Annotated in this window: 19 protein-coding genes; 8 read left to right on the top strand and 11 right to left on the bottom strand. The window is 69.3% G+C overall.

Annotation, left to right across the window (positions count from 1 at the left end; translation table 11 throughout):
- The first annotated feature begins 76 nt into the window (after window positions 1–76).
- From ACGTNG_RS02445 to ACGTNG_RS02430, 4 genes are all read left to right on the top strand, one after another.
- Window positions 77–565, top strand: a complete 489-nt coding sequence (locus ACGTNG_RS02445) for a metallophosphoesterase family protein (protein ID WP_394575274.1) — start codon at window positions 77–79, stop codon at window positions 563–565.
- Window positions 566–709: 144 nt separating this feature from the next.
- Complete coding sequence (locus ACGTNG_RS02440; protein ID WP_394575272.1) at window positions 710–2,026, top strand: DUF2252 domain-containing protein; 1,317 nt, start codon at window positions 710–712, stop codon at window positions 2,024–2,026.
- A 150-nt stretch (window positions 2,027–2,176) separates the two neighbouring features.
- The gene (locus tag ACGTNG_RS02435) at window positions 2,177–3,667 is read left to right on the top strand and encodes a glutamate-cysteine ligase family protein (RefSeq protein ID WP_394575271.1); all 1,491 of its coding nucleotides are present in this window, start codon (window positions 2,177–2,179) and stop codon (window positions 3,665–3,667) included.
- Between the two features lie 3 nt (window positions 3,668–3,670).
- Window positions 3,671–4,699: a M14 family metallopeptidase gene (locus ACGTNG_RS02430; protein WP_394575270.1), complete on the top strand. Its 1,029-nt coding sequence runs from the start codon at window positions 3,671–3,673 to the stop codon at window positions 4,697–4,699.
- Between the two features lie 33 nt (window positions 4,700–4,732).
- On the opposite strand, the gene ACGTNG_RS02425 is transcribed toward ACGTNG_RS02430, so the two are convergent.
- The gene (locus ACGTNG_RS02425) at window positions 4,733–5,224 is read right to left on the bottom strand and encodes a methylated-DNA--[protein]-cysteine S-methyltransferase (RefSeq protein WP_394575269.1); all 492 of its coding nucleotides are present in this window, start codon (window positions 5,222–5,224) and stop codon (window positions 4,733–4,735) included.
- Between the two features lie 226 nt (window positions 5,225–5,450).
- On the opposite strand from ACGTNG_RS02425, the gene ACGTNG_RS02420 reads away from it, so the two are divergent.
- Window positions 5,451–6,065 (top strand): flavin reductase family protein, encoded by a 615-nt coding sequence (locus ACGTNG_RS02420; RefSeq protein WP_394575268.1) that lies wholly within the window; start codon window positions 5,451–5,453, stop codon window positions 6,063–6,065.
- A 98-nt stretch (window positions 6,066–6,163) separates the two neighbouring features.
- Here ACGTNG_RS02420 and ACGTNG_RS02415 read toward each other — a convergent pair whose 3' ends face one another.
- From ACGTNG_RS02415 to dctP, 7 genes are all read right to left on the bottom strand, one after another.
- The gene (locus ACGTNG_RS02415) at window positions 6,164–6,913 is read right to left on the bottom strand and encodes a haloacid dehalogenase type II (protein WP_394575267.1); all 750 of its coding nucleotides are present in this window, start codon (window positions 6,911–6,913) and stop codon (window positions 6,164–6,166) included.
- Between the two features lie 85 nt (window positions 6,914–6,998).
- Window positions 6,999–7,601 carry a 2-hydroxychromene-2-carboxylate isomerase gene (locus ACGTNG_RS02410; protein ID WP_394575266.1) on the bottom strand — a complete coding sequence of 201 codons (603 nt, stop codon included), beginning with the start codon at window positions 7,599–7,601 and terminating at the stop codon, window positions 6,999–7,001.
- Window positions 7,602–7,609: 8 nt separating this feature from the next.
- A complete protein-coding gene (locus tag ACGTNG_RS02405) occupies window positions 7,610–9,127 on the bottom strand; it encodes a malonate--CoA ligase (protein ID WP_394575265.1) in 1,518 nt (505 codons plus the stop codon).
- Entirely contained in the window at window positions 9,124–10,497 is a 1,374-nt protein-coding gene (locus ACGTNG_RS02400) for a malonyl-CoA decarboxylase (protein WP_394575264.1), read from the bottom strand. The genes ACGTNG_RS02405 and ACGTNG_RS02400 overlap by 4 nt, the downstream gene beginning before the upstream one ends.
- 27 nt (window positions 10,498–10,524) lie before the next feature.
- Window positions 10,525–11,853, bottom strand: a complete 1,329-nt coding sequence (locus ACGTNG_RS02395) for a TRAP transporter large permease (RefSeq protein ID WP_394575263.1) — start codon at window positions 11,851–11,853, stop codon at window positions 10,525–10,527.
- Window positions 11,854–12,372: a TRAP transporter small permease subunit gene (locus tag ACGTNG_RS02390; protein WP_394575262.1), complete on the bottom strand. Its 519-nt coding sequence runs from the start codon at window positions 12,370–12,372 to the stop codon at window positions 11,854–11,856.
- A gap of 94 nt (window positions 12,373–12,466) precedes the next feature.
- On the bottom strand, window positions 12,467–13,462 hold the full coding sequence (dctP, locus tag ACGTNG_RS02385) for a TRAP transporter substrate-binding protein DctP (RefSeq protein WP_394575261.1): 996 nt from the start codon (window positions 13,460–13,462) through the stop codon (window positions 12,467–12,469).
- 239 nt (window positions 13,463–13,701) lie between these two features.
- Between dctP and ACGTNG_RS02380 the strand changes: the two genes are divergently transcribed.
- A complete protein-coding gene (locus ACGTNG_RS02380) occupies window positions 13,702–14,382 on the top strand; it encodes a GntR family transcriptional regulator (RefSeq protein ID WP_394575259.1) in 681 nt (226 codons plus the stop codon).
- A 134-nt stretch (window positions 14,383–14,516) separates the two neighbouring features.
- Here the strand turns inward: ACGTNG_RS02380 and ACGTNG_RS02375 are convergent, their stop codons facing one another.
- From ACGTNG_RS02375 to ACGTNG_RS02365, 3 genes are all read right to left on the bottom strand, one after another.
- The gene (locus ACGTNG_RS02375; RefSeq protein ID WP_394575258.1) at window positions 14,517–14,645 is read right to left on the bottom strand and encodes a putative transporter small subunit; all 129 of its coding nucleotides are present in this window, start codon (window positions 14,643–14,645) and stop codon (window positions 14,517–14,519) included.
- Window positions 14,646–14,702: 57 nt separating this feature from the next.
- On the bottom strand, window positions 14,703–16,355 hold the full coding sequence (locus ACGTNG_RS02370; RefSeq protein WP_394575554.1) for a sodium:solute symporter family protein: 1,653 nt from the start codon (window positions 16,353–16,355) through the stop codon (window positions 14,703–14,705).
- A gap of 610 nt (window positions 16,356–16,965) precedes the next feature.
- Complete coding sequence (locus tag ACGTNG_RS02365; RefSeq protein WP_394575257.1) at window positions 16,966–17,853, bottom strand: DMT family transporter; 888 nt, start codon at window positions 17,851–17,853, stop codon at window positions 16,966–16,968.
- 105 nt (window positions 17,854–17,958) lie between these two features.
- Between ACGTNG_RS02365 and ACGTNG_RS02360 the strand changes: the two genes are divergently transcribed.
- Together ACGTNG_RS02360 and ACGTNG_RS02355 are read left to right on the top strand one after the other, a co-directional pair.
- On the top strand, window positions 17,959–18,825 hold the full coding sequence (locus ACGTNG_RS02360; protein WP_394575255.1) for a LysR substrate-binding domain-containing protein: 867 nt from the start codon (window positions 17,959–17,961) through the stop codon (window positions 18,823–18,825).
- Between the two features lie 92 nt (window positions 18,826–18,917).
- On the top strand, window positions 18,918–20,387 hold the full coding sequence (locus ACGTNG_RS02355; protein ID WP_394575254.1) for a protein adenylyltransferase SelO: 1,470 nt from the start codon (window positions 18,918–18,920) through the stop codon (window positions 20,385–20,387).
- Window positions 20,388–20,467 lie beyond the last annotated feature (80 nt).

Below are 20,467 nucleotides of genomic sequence, written 5' to 3'. Positions count from 1 at the left end.
GAAACGTGGCCGGTGCTGGCCGACCCGCTCGATCGGCGTCACCATGGGGCTGAATCGCATGAGAGGGAGCCTGGGCATGGAGACCGAGCGTTTCGACCTCGACGCCCCGATCGGGGTGATCGCCGATACCCACGGCACCCTGCGCGACGAGGCGCTGGCGCTGCTCGAGGGCTGCGGCGTGATCCTGCACCTCGGCGACGTGGGCAGCCGGGCGCAGGACGAAGCGATTCTCGAGCGGCTCGCCGAGCTGGCGCCGGTGCACGCCGTGCGCGGCAACGTCGACACCGCGGCCTGGGCCGAGCGGCTGCCCTGGAAGCTGGACCTCACGGTCAACGGCTGGCGCCTGCACCTGGTGCATGACATCGCCGATTTCGATGCCGCCACGCCCTGCGACGCCGTGCTCCACGGCCACTCCCACAAGGCGCGCCACGAGTGGCGCGACGGCCGGTTGCTGTTCAATCCCGGCGGCGCCGGTCGGCGCCGCTTCTCGCTGCCGCTGACCCTGGGCCAGCTGTGGGCCGACGAGAGGGCCCTGCGCGGCGCCATCCTGCATCTGCCGCTCTGAGACGGCATGACAGGCGGTATGCCAACGGCAATCGTTGGTGGAGCGGGGCAACGCGCCGCGGGGGACTTGTCGCTGGCGGCGCCGCCTGCTTGACTGGCGGGGGCCGCGGGATCGCGGTCCTCGTCTGCCATCAGGAGCCCCTGCATGTCGCCACCCCTGACGCGCCACAACCGTCCCCGCCAGGTCCTCGACGCCATCCAGGCGGCCAACGCCGGCCTGGACGAGGGCGATCGCCACGCCAAGTACGCCAAGCTGGCCGAGTCGCCCTATCGCTTCTTTCGCGGGACCAACCATCTCTACTGGCGGGACGTCTGGCATGACTGGCGCTTCGCGCTGTTCGGCGGCCTGCCGGAGACCCAGACCTGGCTGCAGGGCGATGCCCATGCCTACAACTTCGGCGCCTACGGTCATCACGACGACGCCGTGCGCTACGGCATGGACGATTTCGACGACGCCATGGTCGGCGACTATCAGTATGACCTCTGGCGCCTGGCCATCAGCCTGGTGCTGGATGCCCGGGAGAATACCGACCTGTCCGGCAAGGCGATTCGCAAGGCGCTCAAGGCACTGGTCACCAGCTATCACGACGAGCTGGCCGGCCACGTCGAGGGCGAGGTGCCCGGTGCGGTAACCCTGGCCACCGCCAGGGGGCCGCTCGAGCCCTTCATGAAGAAGGTCGGCAGGAAGAAGAGCCGGGCGAAGATGCTCGCCAAGTGGACCGTCATGGCCGACGACGGCCGGCGCTTCGCCGAGCGCCCCGACAAGCTGGCGGCCCTGCCGGCGCATTTGGCCAGCCAGCTGCGCAAGGCCATCGAGGAGGAGTATCGCCAGACCCTGGGCGGTGTCCGGCACGAGGTCGAGGAGGACCACTTCCGCGTCAAGGACATGGCCCGGCGGCTCGATGCCGGCACGGGCTCGCTGGGCCTCGAGCGCTTCTACGTGCTGATCGAGGGCGGGCAGGACCACGAGCACGACGACGTCATCCTCGACGTCAAGCAGCAGACGCCTCCGGAGGGCTGGGGGCTGATGGACGGCGCCGAGAAGCGTGCCTGGCGCCGCGCCTTTCCCCACGAAGGGGTACGCCACGCGGCGGCCTTCAAGGCCATCGCCGAGCACCCCGACCCCTACCTGGGCTGGCTGCATCTGGGCGACACGGTGTTCTCGGTGCGCGAGCGCTCGCCCTACAAGGAGGACTTCCCGACCCACAAACTCGACGGCGCCAAGCCTTACCGCCAGCTGGTCAAGCAGTGGGGGCGCATCCTCGCCCGGGAACACCTGCGCGGCTCCCATGCCCTGAACCATGACGATCCCGGGCGCTTCGCCCGTGCCGTCGGTAGCTGCGTCGAGGGGCGGCTCGAGCGCTGCGTGGACATGGTGACCACCCTGGCGGTCAGCTATGCCGACACCGTGCGCCAGGACTATCGCACCTTCCTGGCATGGCACGACGAGCCTCCCTCATGAGCGGTCGGTGGCACCCGCCGTGGCCAGTGAGTGCCATGACTTGCCGCGGCGCCATCCTGCACCTGCCGTTGTAATCCGCCTTCGGCGTCACATCCCCGGCGCCTTTACCTAGACTGAGGACAACGTCGGCCGCACCGGGGAGTGGATGCCATGGGCGCGATCATCGACCGCGACGCCTTCGCGGCGTCGGACTACCAGCGCTTCGGCAAGCGCCTGCGGGACAGCGTCGGTGTGCTGCGCGAGCTGCTCGCCCAGCCGGGCTTCGGGGCGGGGCCACCCAGCATCGGCGCCGAGCTGGAGGCCTACATCGTCGACGACCGGGGCCGGGTCGCGCTGCTCAACCAGACCCTGGTCGACGCCCTGCAAGACCCCCAGCTGCAGCTGGAGCTCAACCGCTTCAACATCGAGTACAACCTGGCGCCGCTGCCGCTCTCGGGCGGCCCGCTGCATGCCCTGGAACGCCAACTGTTGCAGGCCTTGGCCCGGCTCGAGGCGGCCGCGATGCCTCATCGCGCCCACGTGGTGCCGATCGGCATTCTCCCCACCCTGCGCAGGACGGACCTGGGGGAGCATGCCATGAGCGACCTGCCGCGCTATCGCGCCCTGGAGCAGGGTCTCAAGCGGCTGCGCGGCGAGCCCTTCGATGTCGAGATCCGTGGCGAGGACAACGTGCGGGTCAGCAGCGACCATGTGGTCCTGGAGGGGGCCAACACCTCCTTCCAGCTCCACCTGCGGGTTCCCCCCGAACGCTTCGCCGCGACCTTCAACACCGCCCAGATCGTCACCCCGCTGGTGCTGGCGCTGTCCGCCAATTCACCGCTCTTCCTGCAGCGCCGACTGTGGGACGAGACCCGTGTCGCCCTGTTCAAGCAGGCGGTGGACTGCCGGATGCGCGGCGCCGATCGCTGGCAGCAGCCGGCGCGGGTGACCTTCGGCCAGGGCTGGGTGCGCGAGGGCGCCTTCGAGCTGTTCGCCGAGGCGGTGGCCCTCTACCCGCCGATCCTGCCGCTCACGTCAGAACACCGCCCCGAGGACCCGCCGCCCGGCACCACGGCGCCAGGGCTTTCCGAGTTGCGTCTGCACATGGGCACCATCTGGCCCTGGAACCGGGCGGTCTACGACCCCGCCGACGGCGGCCATCTGCGGGTGGAGATGCGCGCCCTGCCGTCGGGGCCGACCGCCGTGGACATGGTGGCCAACGTGGCGCTGCTGCTGGGGCTGGTGGCCGCCCTGCGCGACGACATCACCGAGTGGCTGAGCGCCATGCCGTTCCGCTATGCCGACTACAACTTCTATCGCGCCGCCCAGTCGGGGCTGGACGCCCGGCTGATGTGGCCGCATCGCAAGCACCACCGCCTGGAGGAGACGCCGGTGGTGACGCTGCTCGAGCGGCTGCTGCCCGAGGTCCCGCGGGGGCTGCGTGCCCTGGGCGTGGCGGATGCCGACAGCCATCGCTACCTCGGGGTGATCGCCGAGCGCCTCCAGGCGCGGACCAGCCCTGCCCGCTGGCAGCGTCGGATGCTGGCGCAGCTCGAAGGGCAGGGCCTGTCCCGCGGCAAGGCCTGTCATCGACTGCTCGACGCCTACCGTGCGGCGGCGGCCACCAACCGGCCGGTGGCGCGCTGGCCGCAGGAGGAATGACTAATGGAGGGACTGTCGCTGCCGGTCATCACCGACCCACCGGACGACCATCGCGAGGTCGAGGCCTGGCTCCAGACCCTCGGCGGGCCCGTCTGGCTCATGCTCGAGGGGGAGGATGACCGGCGCTGCCGGGTGGTCACCACCTTGCTGCACGGTAACGAACCCTCCGGCACCCTGGCGCTGCACCGCTGGCTGGTGGAACGCCCGCGGCCCCGTACCCGGCTGGCGGTGTTGCTGGCCAACGTCCGGGGGGCGCTGTCGCATCCCGCCTTTACCCATCGCCATACCCCGGACGACCGGGACCTCAATCGCTGTTTCCGGCCCCCCTTCGAGGGGCCGGGCGGGGAGCTCGCCCGGGCCATCATCCAGGACCTGGAGGCCTGGGCGCCGGAATGCGTCATCGACCTCCACAACACCTCCGGCAACGGGCCCGCTTTCGCGGTGACCACCCGTCGCCACCCTGTCGTCGAGGCCCTGGCCGGTCGTTTCTGCGAGCAGTTGATCGTCACCGACCTGCGGCTGGGAAGCCTCATGGAGTTGCCGCTCCTGAGGCCGCGACTGGCGGACTGTCCCGTGTTCACCCTCGAGTGCGGCGGCGCCCTGCAACCCGCCGCCCGTGACGTGGCCGACGGCCTGTATCGACTGCTCGCCGAGTGTCCGGACCTGACGGCCCTGCCTTTCGCCGCGGGGCTCGAGGTGCTGGTGCATCCGTTGCGGGTGGAGCTGCGACCCGGCGCCAGCGTCGCCTACGACCGCGCAGCCCGCCCCGGCGTGGACGTGACGCTTTGGGCGCGGATCGACGAGCACAACCGGGGCGTGACCTCTCCGGCCGCCCCGCTCGGCTGGCTGGGACACCAGGGCCTTGCCTGCCTGCAGGCACGGGACGGGGATGGCCGGGAGCATGTCGGGGAGCTGTTCTGCGTGCGGGAGGGACGGCTCCATGCTCGCCGCCCGCTGCGCCTGTTCATGGCCACCACCAACAGCGAGATCGCCCGCAGCGATTGCCTCTTCTATGCGGTCCCCCTGGGGTAGGCGAGGCAGCCTCCGCAGGCCCTTGGCCTTCGCTCAGCCCAGCGCGAAGGGCACCTCGCCGGCCTCGTGGGCCAGCAGCCACTGCTTGCGGCCGATGCCGCCGGCGTAGCCGGTCAAGCGGCCGTCACTGCCGATCACCCGATGGCAGGGCACCACGATGGCCAGCGGATTGCGGCCGTTGGCGGCGCCCACGGCGCGTTGGCCGCCGCGGCAGTGCAGCTGTTCGGCGATCTCGGCGTAGCAGCGGGTCTCGCCGAAGGGGATATCGGCCAGGGCCTGCCAGACCCGCTGCTGGAAGTCGGTGCCCTGGGGCGCCAGGGGCAGGTCGAAGTCGTGGCGGGCGCCGGCGAAGTACTCGTCGAGCTGGGCGCGGGCCTGCTCGGTGGCGGCGCTGGGACGGGCCGGCTCCTCGGCCTCCATCACGAAGGCGATCTCGGTGAGGCCGTCGTTGCTGGCGCGCAGGCGGATCAGGCCGAGGGCGTCGGATTCCGGTGGACGATAGTAGTCCAGGGCGTGGTCCGTCATCGTCTTGGCTCCCTGTTGGGGCGACCTGGGTCGCGGGGCATGCCCTATCAGTCTAGCCGCTTCGCCGCGTCGAATTGAACGAAAAAGGGCCCCACGGCGGCCGTCGCCACGGCGGCCGTCGCAACGGTGCGTGACAGGTCGGGACGGCGCCTGGGAAGGGGCTCGGCGATGGCCGGCCGAGCGGTTACCATCGAGTGACCTTCCATCAGCGACCGGAGAGAAGTCCATGAGCGACTACCTGCTGGACGAGCACGGCCTGAGCCCCGGCAAGATCTACCGTCTCTTCTCGGGCAGCATCTGCCCGCGGCCCATCGCCTGGGTCTCGACCCGGGATGCCCAGGGCAACGACAACCTGGCGCCGTTCTCCTTCTTCAACGTGGTGAGTGTCAATCCTCCGGTGCTGGGCTTCTCGCCGCTGCTCGACGGCGACGGCAACGCCAAGGACACCATCCGCAACCTGGACGAGGTGGCGGAGTGCGTGGTGCACATCAGCGGCGAGGGACTGGTCGAGGAAATGAACGCCACCAGTGCTAGCCTCGGGCCCCATGAGGACGAATTCTCCCATGCGAGGCTCGAGAAGCACCCGATGCCGGGGCTGTCGGTGTCTCGGGTGGCGGGCGCGCCGGTGGCCTTCGGCTGCCGCCTGCGCGAGATCATCCGCTTCGGCGACCAGCCCCTGGCCGGCAACCTGGTGCTCGCCGAGGTGGTGTCGATCCACGTCGACGACGCCATCTGGGATGGGCGCCACGTCGACCGCGAGAGCCTGAAACCCATCGGGCGCATGGCCGGTAGCGACTACGCCCGCACCACCGACCTCTTCGTGGTGGAGCGCCCGGCCTAGGGCGGCGCCATGAGCCAGCAGGAGGGCGGGGATTGAGTCCCCGCCCGGAAACGTGACGGCGGGTCAGCCGGCCTCGGCGAGGTCGGTGACCGCGATCTTCATGGGCGTGGCCCCACGGGGAGGCCTAGCTGGTCGGCCAGGTCGTGGAAGTCATCGGCCACCCGGTCGAAGCAGGGATCGACGGACAGGTCCGGCTTGGCCTCGGGGCCATGCTCCAGGGGGCGCTTCACGAAGGCGGTACGGAAGCCCTCGCGGTGGGCCGCCTGCAGGTCGTCCTGGTGGGCGGCGACCAGCATGATGTGCTCGGGCGGCAGGTCGAGCAAGCGCGAGACCATGCGGTAGGCCTCGGGGTCGCGCTTGTAGTGGCCTGCGAGCTCGGCGGAGAGCACGCAGTCCCAGGGCAGGCCTGCGCGTTTCGCCATGTTCACCAGCAGCGAGACGTTGCCGTTGGAGAGGGTGGTGAGCAGGTAGCCCCGGCGCAGCCGGGTCAGGCCGGTCACGCTGTCCGGCCAGGGATCGAGGCGGTGCCAGACGCGGTTGAAGTGCGCCCGGTCGGCCTCGTCCAGGGCCCCGGCGATGCCGAAGCGCACCAGCAGCTCGTCCAGGGTCATGCGGTGCAGGTCATCGAGGCGGGTCCAGGGCAGCTCGCCGTGGCGCACTCGATCCATGGCCGGGGCGTAGCCGGCCCGCCAGGCATCGGCGAAGGCGGCCCAATCCACCTCGAGGCCCCGAGCGGCGCCCAGCGCCTCGCCCTCTCGGATCACACTGCTGCGCCAGTCGACCACGGTGCCGAAGACATCGAAGGCCAGGGCGCGGACCTCGGCCAGGTCGGAAGGGGGATGGGGCATCGGGGATCTTCCTGTGGTGAACGGAGGGACGAACCGGTATCGAGGAGGGTCCCGGGCCGGCGCCGCCGGCCCGGGACCGTGTCCCTCAGTCTCGTCGACCGACGGCGGCCTCGACCAGCTCCAGGCGATCCTGCCCCCAGAACGGCTCGTCGTCGACCAGGTACCAGGGCGCCCCGAAGCAGCCGTCGGCCAGGGCCGCCTGGCCGGCCTGCTCGAGGCGCTGCCGCCCGGCATCGCTCTGCGCGTCGTCGAGCAGCACCCGACCCTCCAGTCCGCAGGCATCGGCGATCTCGCGCAGCGTCTCGAGGTCGGCGATGTCGCGCTCCTCCACCCAGCAGGCCCGCATCAGGGCGAGGGACAGTGCGGCGATGTCGTGGCCCCGGGCCTTGGCCGCCAGCGCCAGCCGGGCCGACGGGCGATCATCGGTTGGGAAGTGCGCCGGCTCCACGTTGAGCGGGATGCCGAGCCGCTGCGGCCAGCGCCTGAGCTCCACCAGGCGGTAGGCCTGGCGCTCGGGCGCGCGCTTGGCAAGCGGTAGGCCTCCGGTCTTGGGGAAGATCGCGCCCATGCTCACGGGCACGGGGTCGATGATGGCGCCATGGCGGGCGGCGATGTCGCCGAGGCGCTCATGGCCGAGGTAGCTCCATGGCGAGACATGGGTGTAGTAGTAGCGGATCGTCTTCGTCATGGGGGCTCTCAGTGGTAGGTGTCCCGGTACTGCTCGCGCAGCTGGTTCTTCTGCACCTTGCCCATGGTGTTGCGCGGCAGGCTGTCGGCGAAGAAGACCCGCTTGGGCTGCTTGTACTTGGCCAGCTGCCCCTGCAGGAAGTCGAGCACCTGCTGCTCGCTCAGCGTCGCCCCCGGCTGCGGGACCACCACGGCCGTCACGCCCTCGCCGAAGTCCGGGTGCGGCAGGCCGATCACCGCGGACTCGTCGACGCCCTCGAGCTCGTCGATCACCTGCTCGACCTCCTTGGGGTAGACGTTGTAGCCCCCCGAGATCACCAGGTCCTTGTCGCGGCCGACGATGTGGAGATAGCCGTGCTCGTCGACCATCGCCAGGTCGCCGGTGATGAAGAAGCCATCCTCCAGCAACTCCTCGCGAGTCTTCTCGGGCATGCGCCAGTAGCCGACGAAGACGTTGGGCCCGCGGATCTGCAAGATGCCGATCTCGCCCTCGGGCACCGGCTCGCCGGTCTCGCGGTCGGTGATGCGGTACTCCACGCCGGACAGCGGCATGCCCACGGTGCCGGCGCGACGCGCGCCGTCGTAGGGGTTGGAGAGGTTCATGTTGGTCTCGGTCATGCCGTAGCGCTCGAGGATGGCATGGCCGGTCTTCGCCTCGAAGTCCTGGTGGGTCTCGGCCGTCAGCGGGGCCGAGCCGGAGACGAACAGGCGCATGTTGGCGGTCACCTCCGGGGACAGGCGCGGGTCCTGAACGAGCCGGGTAAAGAAGGTCGGCACGCCCATCAGCACCGTGCCGCGGGGCATCTCCTCGAAGATCACGTCGGCATCGAACTTCGGCAGGAAGAGCATGCTGGAGCCGGCCATCAGGGTGACGTTGCAGGCCACGAAGAGCCCATGGGTGTGGAAGATCGGCAGGGCATGGATCAGCCGGTCCTGCTCGTTGAAGTGCCAGGCCTCGACCAGGGTGGCGGCGTTGGAGCCCAGGTTGCGATGGGTGAGCATGGCCCCCTTGGAGCGTCCGGTGGTGCCCGAGGTGTAGAGGATCGCCGCCAGGTCGTTGGCGTCGCGCTCGACGATGTCATCGCAGGGCGTGGCGCGCTCGGCCTGCTCCATCAGGCTGCCGTCGCCCTGGGTGCCGAGGGTCGCCACCTGCGGGCAGCCCGTGTCGGCGGCGATGCCGCGGGCCGCGTCGAGATTCTCCGGGCGGCAGACGAACAGCGCCGGTTCGGCATCGGCCAGGAAGTAGTGGATCTCGTCGCCCGTGTAGCCGGTGTTGAGCGGCAGGTAGACCCCGCCGATCCGCAGGGTGGCCAGGTAGAGCAGGATCGTCTCGGGGCTCTTGTCGACCTGCACGGCGACCCGGTCGCCCGGCGTCACGCCAAGCGCCGTCAGGGCGCCGGCCAGGCGCTCGGTGGCGGCGAGGGCCTCGGCATGACGGTAGCCCGTGCCCTGGCGGGTGGTGATGAAGTCGGCGTCGCCGCGCTCGCGCATGCGTCGGGCGAAGGTGTGAAAGAGGTTCTGGTTCATCTGGCGGGTTCTCCCTTGAGCAGCTTGCGGGCACGGCGGTTCAGGTCACGCACGGCCGAGGAGTGGGCGATCGTGCCGCTGGTGGTGTATTGCTCGTGGTTGCGTTCGATGTCGTCGAGGACGTAGAGGTAGTTGACCATCAGGCCGGCAGACTGCTGCATGCCCTTCTGCGAGACGTCGCCCAGCCAGTTGAGGCGATGCAGCTCGGCGCCGTTGCCGAGGTGGAAGCGGGCCACCGGGTTGAGCGGCAGTCCCTTGGCGTTCTTCTCCTCGAGCAGGTAGCGCGCGGCGAGTGGCCGGATCAGGTCACGAAGCTGCTCCGAGCGCGCCTTGTCCTGGGGCCATTCCGGGTCGTCGAGGGATTCGAGCAGGGCCCGCGACTCGGCGTCCAGGGCGCCCGCCTTGTCGTCATCGGCCGTGAGATAGGTCGCCTCCAGCCACGCCCGGAAGCCGGGCACCGGCGACAGCGTCACGAAGTGCTTCAGGTCGGGCAGCTCCTGCTTCAGCTCCTGGACGACCTGCTTGATCAGGAAGTTGCCGAAGGAGATGCCGCGCAGGCCGGTCTGGCAGTTGCTGATGCCGAAGAAGGCGGCGGTGTCGGCGGCCTCCGGGTCCTCGATGTCGTAGGTCTCGGGGTCGAGGATCGCCTGGATCTGGTCCGGCAATCCCTTGTGCAGCGCCACCTCCACGAAGATCAGCGGCTCGTCGCCGATGGCCGGATGGAAGAAGGCGAAGCAGCGACGGTCGCGATCATCCAGCCGACGGCGCAGGTCATTCCAGTCATGGATCTCGTGGACCGCCTCGTAGCGGATGAGCTTCTCGAGGATCGCCGCGGGGGTGTTCCAGTCCATGCGCTTGAGCACCAGGAAGCCGCGGTTGAACCAGGAGCCGAAGAGGTGCGCGAAGTCGGCATCCAGCGCGCGCAGCTCCGGGGTCTCGCGCAGCAGGCCGAGCAGGTCCTCGCGCATGTGCACCAGCTCATGGGTGCCGTCGCTGGTCAGGTTGAGCCGACGCAGCAGTTCCTGGCGGCTGGGTTCGCAGGTGTCGAAGAGCACCTGAAGGTCGCGGTTGTCACGGCTCTCGCGATAGGCGGCGTAGGCTTCGTCGACCGCCGCCGGGTCGGCGGAGAACTCCGCGGTCAGGCACTCGAAGAAGCGCTGCTTCTCGGCGGGGTCGAGCCCGGCATAGATGTCCAGGGCGCGGCTCGCCAAGGCGATGCTGGAGGCCTCGCCGTCGCTGTTCAGCAGGGCCCGGCAGGCTTTGAGCAGGTCAGTGTGGACGAAGTGGTGGCGGCCCTTCCTTCGATGCCGAAGCAAGGAGTCACGCCGGGTGATGCTGCTGAAGAGCTCCTGCAGGAAGCTGATGTTCATGTCGTCTTGCTCCGTGTCGAGCGCCCGTCAGTTCATGATCAGGTCGGGCAGCCAGGTGGCGATGCCGGGGAAGAAGCACAGCAGGACGATGCCGAGCACCATGCACAGCGCATAGGGCAGGCTGCCCAGCAGGATGTCTTTCAGGGCGATGTCCGGCGCGATCCCCTTGATGATGAACAGGTTCAGGCCCACCGGCGGCGTGATCAGGCCGATCTCCAGGTTGATGGTCAGCACCACCGCGAACCAGTAGGGGTCGAAGTTGGCCGCCAGGATGATCGGCAGCAGGATCGGGGCGGTCATCACGATCACCGCCACCGGAGGCAGGAAGAAGCCGGCCACCAGCAGGAAGAGGTTGATGATGCCCATCAGCACCCAGCGGTTGACCTCGAGGTCGGCGATGGCACCGGCCACGGTCTGGGTGATGAACAGCGAGGAGAGCGCGTAGGCGAAGATTTCCGCACAGGCGATGATCAGCATGATCATCACGCTCTCGCGCAGGGCGTCGCGGAAGACCACCTTGAGCGGCTTCACCTGCCACATGCGGTAGACCACGATGGCCAGCGCCAGGCACAGGAAGGCGCCGGCGCCCGCCGCCTCGGAGGGGGTAGCGACGCCGCCGTAGAGGGCGAAGAGGATGCCGGTGACCACCACCAGGAAGGGCAGCACCCGCACCAGGGCCTTCAGGTTGCCCTCGACGTTCTCCTTGATCTGGTTCGCCGCCGCGGCCACCGGGTTCGGGGTGTCGTAGCCGCCGGCCAGCTTGCAGGCGATCAGCGTCCAGGCCATGAACAGCAGGGCCAGCATCAGCCCCGGCACGGCGCCGGCGATGAACAGTCGGCCGATGGAGGTCTCGGTGGAGATGCCATAGACGATCATGGTGACCGAGGGCGGGATGAGGATGCCCAGGGTGCCGCCCGCGGCGATGCAGCCGGCGGCCACGCCGTCGGGATAGCCGCGCTTGCGCATCTCGGGGATGCCGAGCTTGCCGATCGCCGCACTGGTGGCGGGCGAGGAGCCCGAGAGGGCGGCGAAGATCGAGCAGGCGCCGATGTTGGAGATGGCCAGCCCGCCGGGCACCTTGCCGAGCCACAGGTCCAGCGAGCGATAGAGGTCGCGGCCGGTCGGCGAGGAGGCCACGGCGGCGCCCATCAGGATGAACATGGGGATGGCGACGAAGCCGAAGGAGGCGAGGCTGCCGAAGAAGGTCTCGCCGAAGTAGGTCAGCTCGCTCATGCCCTGATTGAGGATGAGCGCGGCCAGGGAGACGCCGCCCAGGGCGAAGGCGATCGGGGTGCCGATGGCCATCAGCCCGAACAGCGCCACGACGATGAGGATTCCGCTGGTTACCGGGTCCATTCAGGTGTCTCCGCGTAGGATTTCTGCGACGTATTGCAGGGACAGCAGGCTGATGCCGACGGCCATGGGCAGCAGGGCCGGCCAGAGGGGCGGGTTCCACACCGTTCCGGTGGTCCAGCCGCCGTGCAGGGCCTCCAGCACATAGAGCCAGGCGGCATAGGCCAGGGCGATACAGAACGCCAGGCCCACCAGCGAGGCGACGAGGTTCATCAGTCGCCGGGCCAGGCCGCCCAGGGCGTCGGGCAGCACCGTCACGGCCACGTGACCCCCGGTCAGCAGCACATAGGGGGCGCCGAGCAGCATGGCCCCGGTGATGGAGAAGACGGCGAACTCGGTCTGCCAGATGGTGCTCTGGCCCAGCATGTAGCGCACGAAGATCATGTGGCAGACGACCAGCACGCCCCCCAGCAGCAGGGCGCCGGCGAGGATGGCGGTGGCGCACGAGAGGCCGTCCATCAGGCGTATGTAGAGGCCGATCACACCCCGCCTGGGCGCGATCGCGTGGGGTTGTGTGTCCATCAAGCGTGTCCCGGTATCGAGGAGGGAAGGGCCGCCCCAGCCGGGGCGGCCATGTCAGGAAGGGCCGGTTGACGCATCCGGCCCGCGGGCCCGCTCACTCGACGGCCAGGGCCGCGTCGATCAGTGCCTGCCCGTTGGGCACGTTCTCGGCGAAGTTCTTGTAGGAACTCTCCTTGGCGATGTCCAGCCAGGCCTGGTAGTCCTCCGGCGACATCTGCACCACCTCGACGCCGTTCTCCTCGAACACGTCGGCCATCTTCTGGTCCAGCGCCGCGGCCTCCTCGGCGAAGTAGGCCTCGGCCTTCTCGCCGGCTTCGGTCAGGGCCTGCTGCTGCGCCTCGCTGAGGCCTTCCCAGCTCTGCTCGGAGATCAGGATGGGCTCATACATGAACCACAGGGCGTTCTCGCCCGGCGCGGTCAGGCAACTGACCTGCTCATAGATGCGGTAGGAGACGAAGGAGCCGGAGGAGGTGTTGGCCCCGTCGAGCACGCCGGTCTGCATCGCGGTGTAGATCTCCGAGGAGGGCATTGAGGTGACCGAGGCACCGGCGGTGGCCAGCATCTCATCGAAGGCCGGCCCGGCGGCGCGCATGGTCTGGCCCTCGACGGTCTCCGGCGAGGTGATGCAGCGGATGTCGGAAGCGAAGCCGCCGGCCAGCCAGGCATCGGCCAGCACGCGGGCACCGGCCTCGTTGATGACCTCCTTGATCATGCCCATGAACTCGGAGTCATTGAGGCGCTGGGCGCGCTCGTGGTTGCGCACCAGCCCGGGCATCAGGGTGGCCGAGAATTCCGGGTGGCGACCGCTGGCGTAGTCGAGCGGCAGGGAGGTCATGTCGAGGCGGCCTCGCACCAGGGCGCCCCACTGCTCCTTGGCCTTGAACAGCGACTGGCCGGGATAGACCTGGATCTTCAGGTCGACGTCGGCGGCCTCGACCTCATCGGCCATCATCTGGACCATCTCGTCACGCACGTCACCCTGGCCACCCGGAAACTGGTGGGAGGCGCGCAGCACGGTCTCGGCGCTGGCAGAGGAAGCGAAGGCGAGGGTCAGCGCGGCGGCCGCCACGGGGGTGAACTTGGCATTCATGGTTGGCATCTCCTGGGACTCTTCTTGTTGTGAGTTGTTATGAAGCGCTCGTCGTGAGACGTCGCCGTAGAAGCTCTGGTCCTGAAGCAATCTTGTTATGAAACATCCATCAGCTAAGCTGATGTATACTTCAATAGCCTTGATGTCATATTACTGTCAATTTTCAGGGCTTAGACAAAAGTGGGGCAGGGAGCCCGATGGCCATCGTCGAGGCGTCAGATCGGTAGGGGAGAGAGTCCGTGAACAGCAAGCGATCCAATGCCCAGCGACTCCGGGACGCGCTGGAAGATGACATCATCAACGGGCGACGCACGCCCGGCGAGCGCCTCGATGCCGAGGCCCTGTGTCGGGAGTTCGATGTGTCGCGGACCCCGGTGCGGGAGGCCATCCAGCAGCTGGTGGCGAGCGGCCTGGTGACGGTGGTGCCGAAGAAGGGCACCTTCGTGTCCAAGGTGGGTCTGGATCAGTTGATCGAGATGTTCGAGGTGATGGCCGAGCTCGAGGGCATGTGTGGACGCCTCGCCGCCCGGCGCATCTCCGAGGATGAGCTCGTCGCCCTGCGCGAGGCGATGGAGCGCTGCGAGGCGGCGGCGAAGGTCGGCGACACCGACGAGTACTACTACGAGAACGAGGGCTTCCACCACGCCATCTATGCGGCCAGCCACAATGGCTTCCTGGCCGATGAGGCCCGTCAGCTCAAGCAGCGCCTGAAACCCTATCGTCGCCTGCAGTTGCAGGTCCGCCAGCGCATGGGGCGATCCCTGGCCGAGCACCGAGAGATCCTCGACGCCATCGAGGGCGGCGATGCCGGGTCGGCGGAGCGACTGATGCGCGATCACGTGCTGATCCAGGGAGAGCGCTTCAGCGACTTCGTCGCCAGTGTGCGTCGCTTCGAGGCCTGCCCGGAAGACACCGCCTGAGCCGCCCGCCCGGGCGGACGTCTCAGGGCGTGTCGGGCGGGCCAGTCCCCGTCAGGTGAGCGCCAGCGGGACATTGCCCGCCTCGAAGGCGAGCCGCCACTGCTGGCAGCCGGCGGGGCCCTTCGCGTGACGGGTCACACCAGTTCGCGGTGCTCGCGCCTGGCGTCACGCCGGTCGCGCAGCACGGCGCGGCAGATCAGCACCAGCACGCCCAGGGTCAGGGCGGGCCAGACAAGCACGTAGAAGCCGTAGAGCAGGGTCATGGTCATTCTCCTCATGGCGGCGCCGGTGGCCGGCGCCGCGGTGGATGGTCGTCTGGCTCAGCGCTGGCCGGCCAGGGTGGCGGAGGCCGGCACGGGGCCCGAGGCGACGCGCGGGGCCGCGGCCGGCGCCTCGTCGTAGTTGCCGACCCGCTCGCCGATGGTGGCGAAGTCGAAGCGCTCCTGGCGGCTCGCCAGGCTCATCACCACGCAGACCAGGGTGCTGGTGCCGTAGGCGGTCAGCGAGGCCAGCAGCACGGTGTACTCACGCAGGAAGCCGGTGGCGAAGACCAGCATCGCCGCGAGTGCCAGGCCGCCGGCGAGAAAGCCCATCGCACTGCCGAGGAAGCCGAAGGCCATCAGGCCGATGATCACGCCACCGCCGATGCTCGCCAGGAGCTCGAAGAGCAGGCCGGTGGCGCCATCGAGCGGCAGCCACTCGAAGCGCGCCAGGCAGAACATCACCATGGCCACCAGCACCGAGGTGGTGAAGGCGGCGTTGGTGATGCGGTCCCAGAAGCAGCTGGCGATCACCGGGAAGACGATGGCGCCCCACAGCGCGCCGACGAACACCAGCATCACCAGGATATCCAGCGAGAAGCTGGCGAAGACGATGCCCACCGCGGTGGCGATGATCATGGTCAGGCGGCCCACCAGCAGCATGCGCTGGGGGTCGGCCTTGCCCCGGGCGAGGTTCTTGCCGTAGACGTCGGCCATCATGATCGCCGACAGCGCCGAGAGGTCGGAATCGGCGGTGGAGGAGAGCGAGCCGATCACCAGGATGAAGAACAGCGCGATGAACACCGGCGGCAGGTAGCCCGAGACCATCTGCGGGATCAGGTTGTTCATGTCGCCGTTCAGGGGCTCGATGCCGAGCGTCAGGGCCATCAGCCCGATCATGCCGAGGCCGATGACGATGGCGCCGTAGCCTACCGTGGCGGTGAGGAAGGTCGGCTTGATGTGCTCCTCGTTCACCGCGAACAGGCGCTGGGAGATGGTCTGGTTGCCGATGGCGTAGGCCAGCACGGCGACGAAGAAGGGCGCGCCCTGATGGAGGATGGCATCCATCGAGAAGAAGTCGGCCTGCTCGACGGTCAGGTTGTCGAGGCCGGCCACCAGCTCGCTGGGGCCGCCCATGGCGAAGAACACCGCGGGAATGATCACCACGGCGATGGCCATCAGCGCCACCAGCTGGGCGAAGTCGGTCATCACCGAGGCGCGAAAGCCCGACCACAGGGTGTAGAGCAGCACGCCGACGCCGGCGATGATCACCCCGGACTGGAAGGAGAGCGGCGAGAGCACCGAGACCAGGGCACCGGCGGCGGTGAAGTTGACCATCAGGCTGATCACGCTGCCGAGCACGTTGGAGAGCGCCAGGATCAGCTGGCTGGAGCTGCCGTGGCGGGCGTGGATCAGCTCGCCCAGGGTATGGGCGTTGGGGGCGAGCTTGCGAAAGCGCCGGCCGAACGGATAGATGAAGAGGATCATCAGCGCCCCCCAGAGCCCGTAGTGGATGGGGCCCGAGACGCCGTAGGTGTAGCCGGAGGTGGCGGCGGCGTAGAAGGAGGCGGCCCAGATCCAGGTGGCGGTCATGCTGGCCGCGCCGATGCCGAAGCCGATGCGGTGGTTGGAGACCATGAAGGCGTCGGCGTCCTCCTTCTTCTTGCGGATGCCGAGCGTGAGCAGATAGGTGCCGCCATAGAAGGCGAGCATCAGCAGGAGGACGGTCAGGGTCGAGAATTGATGGAGCGATGCGCTGTTCAAAAGCAGTCCCTCGGTGAGTGGAAAGGGCGCGTCATGGGCGGCCGCGCAGGGGCGGCTGCCCGACGCGAGGGTCGGTCAGGGAAGGGGGTGATCGCGCACGCGGCGTCGGTATCGGGCCTGGGGCCGATAGGGGCTAGATCAGCGCTGATGGGAAGCGCGATGCGATCCGCTCGACGAGACCAACGCGGCTGGTCGGCACGACGGTGCAGAAGCGCACGGGCCGTCGGTGGCGGCGTGGCGTTACCCGGGGAAGGAGCGGGCTGGCGGCGGGCGGCGCGGCATGCAGCGGCCCTGTTCGGCGTAGTGGGGCGACATGGATTCCTTCTCTATCGATGACGTCGGCGACGGACAGTCGAAAGTGCCGGTGATCCAGTCTGCGGTGAAGCGAGACCAGTCGGTCACGGGGGTGACCGCCTCGGAGCGTTGTCGATATTTACGTCCGAGGCGCCATTACCCTACTGGCCCAAAGGCAAGATGTCCAATCGTCGGTGAGATGGCGGTGAAATGCCTTCAGCGTCTCGAAAAATGAGGAATCGCCAGTTCTCGGCCCTCCCGGCACTCAGCGCGTCGAGGCCGTATAGCTGCCCCACAGCACCAGCCCGGCGGCCAGCGGCAGTCGCCAGTCCGGCGAGGTCACGCCGGCGATCACCAGGAAGAGGGTGGCCAGCACCGGCACGGCGTGGGCCAGGTTGCCCAGCCGATGCGCCTGCGGGTCGCCGAGGGCGCGGTTCCAGGCGAGCATGGCGATGCCGTAGGGGCCCAGTCCCAGGGCGGCGGTGGCCAGCAGCTCCCGCGACGAGGGCAGCTCGCTCACCCCTTCCAGCGCCAGGCTGGCGATGCCGGTCATGACGCTGGCGATCAGCAGCAGGTGCGGCATGCGCTCGCCGAAGCGGAAGCTCGGCACCTGGCTCGCCAGCGAGAAGAGGGCCCAGCAGAGCGCCGTGCCGAAGGCCAGCAGGTAGCCGCCCCAGGCGCCGGACACGCCGCTGCTCAGGGCCTGGGGCACCACCAGCAGGGCGGCGCCCGAGAAGGCCAGCAGCGCGCCACCGAGGGTGGCCAGCGGCAGGCGCCGCAGCACCAGCCAGCGGCTCGCCAGCAGGAAGATGACCGGCCAGGTGTAGGTGATCAGCGCGGCCTCGGCGGGCGGCGCCAGGGAGAAGGCGGCGAAGCAGGCGCCCACGGCCCCGGCCATCAGCAGCGCGCCGAGGAGGTTGATCGCCACGCCCTGGAGCCGCGACGGCAGTGCCGCGCGCCGCCGCCGGCTGCGCGCCATGGGCAGGGTGCCCAGCGCGCCGGCCAGCAGCGCCATGGCCGAGAGGCGCAGCGGCGGGAGGTCGCCGGCGGCAATCATCAGCAGCGGCACCAGCGCCCAGAGGATGATGGCCAGGCCGGCGGCGCCGGCACCAGGCCAGGGAAAACGGGAAACGCCTAACGTATGGCCCAGCATGATCGCTACCTCCTTGCCCAGTGAGTGACGAGGGCATGCTATCCGGTCCATACTCATCACAAAATCGATCCTTATTGATGTGATCCATCAAGGTTGGTGATGTATATGCGCGCCCCGACCCTCGACCTCGGCCTGTTGCGAACCCTGGTGGCGGTGGCCGATACCGGCAGCGTGACCGCCGCCGCGAGACGCCTGGCCTACACCCAATCCACCGTCAGCATGCAGCTGCAGCGCCTGGAGAGCGCGCTGGACGTGACCCTGCACGAGCGCGAGGGACGCCGTCTGCGCTTCACCGCCGAGGGCGAGCGGCTGCTCGGCCATGCCAGGAAACTGCTGCTGCTCAACGACGAGGCGCTCGCCGACATGCGCACGCGCCGGGTCACCGGCGATCTCAACCTGGGCATCCCCGAGGACTACGCCAGCCTGCTCACCTCGGTGTTCTCCTGGTTTCACCAGCTCTACCCCGAAGTGCGCCTGCAGGTGACCTGCGGCACCAGCGCCCACCTGATGGAGCAGGTGCGGGCCGACGAGCTGGATCTGGCACTGGTGACCCGCCAGCGCCGCTCGCCGGGCGGCGAGTTCATCCGCCGCGAGCCGCTCGCCTGGGCGGTGGGCCTGCAGTACCAGCCCTCGCTGACCGACCCCCTGCCGCTGGGGCTCTACTCCCAGGGCGCCGACCTGTTCCGTGACGTGGCCGAGCAATCGCTGGCCGCCGCCGGCCGCGACTGGCGAGTGGCCTACACCAGCCAGTCGATGGTCGGCCTGGGCCCGGTGGTGCAGGCGGGGCTCGCCATCGTGGTGGTGACCCGCAGCATGCTGACGCCCCAGCTGCGCGCCCTGGACGAGTCGAGCGGCCTGCCGGCGCTGCCGGCCGTGGAGCTGGCGCTGCACCGCGCCGCCCGGCGCCCCACCGAGCCCGCCCGGCGCCTGGCCGAGCTGATCCGCGAGGAGCTCTCCCTGGGAGAGGGGTGAGTCAGGTGGTGGGTCGATAAGCGCAATTCCGAGCGATATACTCGGGTATTCATCATCCCGCTGTCGCGCCGCAGCCGCCGATCGGAGTCGCCATGTTTCCCGAGTTCACCCTGCGCTACGCCCGCCTGCCGGACCGCTTCTTCCTGCGCTTCGATCCCGTGCCGGTGAAGGCGCCGCGGCTGTTGGCCTTCAACCGGCCGCTGGCCGAGGAGCTCGGCTTCGATCTCGAGGCCTTCGATGAGCAGAGGGCCGCCGAGGCGCTGGCCGGCAATGTCGTGCCGCCAGGTGCCGAGCCGCTGGCCCAGGCCTATGCCGGCCACCAGTTCGGCCACTTCAACCCTCGCCTGGGCGACGGCCGCGCCGTGCTGCTGGGCGAGGTGACCGACCGCGCCGGGCGACTGCGTGATCTCCAGCTCAAGGGGGCGGGCTGCACGCCCTTCTCCCGCGGGGCCGACGGGCGCGCACCGCTCGGCCCGGTGCTGCGCGAGCACCTGGTCAGCGAGGCGATGCACGTGCTGGGCATTCCCACCACCCGCGCGCTGGCCGCGGTGAGCACCGGCGAGCGGGTCTTTCGCCGGGTGCCCGAGCCCGGCGCCGTGCTGACCCGGGTGGCCTCGAGCCACCTGCGCGTGGGTACCTTCCAGTACTTCGCCGCGCGTGGCGACGAGGAGGCCATTCGCCTGCTCGCGGATCTCGCCATCGAGCGGCACTATCCCGACCTCGCCGCGCTGCCCCCGGAGACGCGCTACCTCTCGCTGGTGGAGGCCGTGCAGGCACGCCAGGCCCGGCTGGTCGCCGGCTGGATGGGGCTCGGGTTCATCCACGGCGTGATGAATACCGACAATACCTCGATCGCCGGCGAGACCATCGACTACGGCCCCTGCGCCTTCATGGAGGCCTATGATCCCGAGCAGGTGTTCAGCTCCATCGACGAGGGCGGCCGCTACGCCTATCGCAACCAGCCGTGGATCGCCCAGTGGAACCTGGCGCGCTTCGCCGAGACCCTGATCCCGCTGATCGATGATGACGCCGACCGCGCCGTGGAGCGCGCCACCGCGGTGATCCAGGCCTACCCGGCGCAGTACGAGGCCGAGTGGTTGGCGGTGATGCGCAAGAAATTGGGACTGGCAGGCGAGGAGGAGGGGGACCGCGAGCTTGCCGAGGCCTTCCTCGAGGCCCTGAAGGCCGGCCGCGCCGACTTCACCCTGGCCTTCCGCGCCCTGAGCGAGGCGGTGGAGGAGGACGCCCCCGGGCTGCTCGAGCGGTTCGAGCACCGCGAGGCCCTTGGCGAATGGCTGCCGCGCTGGCGTGCGCGGCTGGCCCGGGAAGAGGCGTCACCGGCGACGATCGCCGCCCGGCTGCGCGCGACCAACCCGCTCTATATTCCCCGCAACCAGCGGGTGGAAGAGGCGCTGACCGCGGCCGCCGAGGGCGACCTGGCGCCCTTCGAGACACTGCGCGAGGTGCTGGCGACCCCCTTCGAGGCCCAGCCCGGCCGCGAGGCCTATGCCCGGCCGTCGCCGGCCGGCGAGGCCGTGTTCCGCACCTTCTGCGGGACCTGACGGCCACGCCTCGACGAGACGACGGCCGACCGGGTAGGCCGGTCGGCCGTCGTGGGTGAGCGGCGGCGGTCTCACATGAC

This window comes from Halomonas sp. B23F22_3 (genome assembly GCF_043496965.1).
Classification (GTDB): Bacteria; Pseudomonadota; Gammaproteobacteria; order Pseudomonadales; family Halomonadaceae; genus Halomonas.
This window is presented reverse-complemented; position numbering and strand designations above follow the sequence as displayed.

Bases quoted from the DNA above. Each gene is read 5' to 3' on its own strand.
- ACGTNG_RS02445 (WP_394575274.1), top strand. From the start codon at position 77: ATGGAGACCGAGCGTTTCGACCTCGACGCCCCGATCGGGGTGATCGCC.
- ACGTNG_RS02440 (WP_394575272.1), top strand. From the start codon at position 710: ATGTCGCCACCCCTGACGCGCCACAACCGTCCCCGCCAGGTCCTCGAC.
- ACGTNG_RS02435 (WP_394575271.1), top strand. From the start codon at position 2,177: ATGGGCGCGATCATCGACCGCGACGCCTTCGCGGCGTCGGACTACCAG.
- ACGTNG_RS02430 (WP_394575270.1), top strand. From the start codon at position 3,671: ATGGAGGGACTGTCGCTGCCGGTCATCACCGACCCACCGGACGACCAT.
- ACGTNG_RS02425 (WP_394575269.1), bottom strand. From the start codon at position 5,224: ATGACGGACCACGCCCTGGACTACTATCGTCCACCGGAATCCGACGCC.
- ACGTNG_RS02420 (WP_394575268.1), top strand. From the start codon at position 5,451: ATGAGCGACTACCTGCTGGACGAGCACGGCCTGAGCCCCGGCAAGATC.
- ACGTNG_RS02415 (WP_394575267.1), bottom strand. From the start codon at position 6,913: ATGCCCCATCCCCCTTCCGACCTGGCCGAGGTCCGCGCCCTGGCCTTC.
- ACGTNG_RS02410 (WP_394575266.1), bottom strand. From the start codon at position 7,601: ATGACGAAGACGATCCGCTACTACTACACCCATGTCTCGCCATGGAGC.
- ACGTNG_RS02405 (WP_394575265.1), bottom strand. From the start codon at position 9,127: ATGAACCAGAACCTCTTTCACACCTTCGCCCGACGCATGCGCGAGCGC.
- ACGTNG_RS02400 (WP_394575264.1), bottom strand. From the start codon at position 10,497: ATGAACATCAGCTTCCTGCAGGAGCTCTTCAGCAGCATCACCCGGCGT.
- ACGTNG_RS02395 (WP_394575263.1), bottom strand. From the start codon at position 11,853: ATGGACCCGGTAACCAGCGGAATCCTCATCGTCGTGGCGCTGTTCGGG.
- ACGTNG_RS02390 (WP_394575262.1), bottom strand. From the start codon at position 12,372: ATGGACACACAACCCCACGCGATCGCGCCCAGGCGGGGTGTGATCGGC.
- dctP (WP_394575261.1), bottom strand. From the start codon at position 13,462: ATGAATGCCAAGTTCACCCCCGTGGCGGCCGCCGCGCTGACCCTCGCC.
- ACGTNG_RS02375 (WP_394575258.1), bottom strand. From the start codon at position 14,645: ATGACCCTGCTCTACGGCTTCTACGTGCTTGTCTGGCCCGCCCTGACC.
- ACGTNG_RS02370 (WP_394575554.1), bottom strand. From the start codon at position 16,355: ATGCTCGCCTTCTATGGCGGCACCTATCTGCTCACGCTCGGCATCCGC.
- ACGTNG_RS02365 (WP_394575257.1), bottom strand. From the start codon at position 17,853: ATGCTGGGCCATACGTTAGGCGTTTCCCGTTTTCCCTGGCCTGGTGCC.
- ACGTNG_RS02360 (WP_394575255.1), top strand. From the start codon at position 17,959: ATGCGCGCCCCGACCCTCGACCTCGGCCTGTTGCGAACCCTGGTGGCG.
- ACGTNG_RS02355 (WP_394575254.1), top strand. From the start codon at position 18,918: ATGTTTCCCGAGTTCACCCTGCGCTACGCCCGCCTGCCGGACCGCTTC.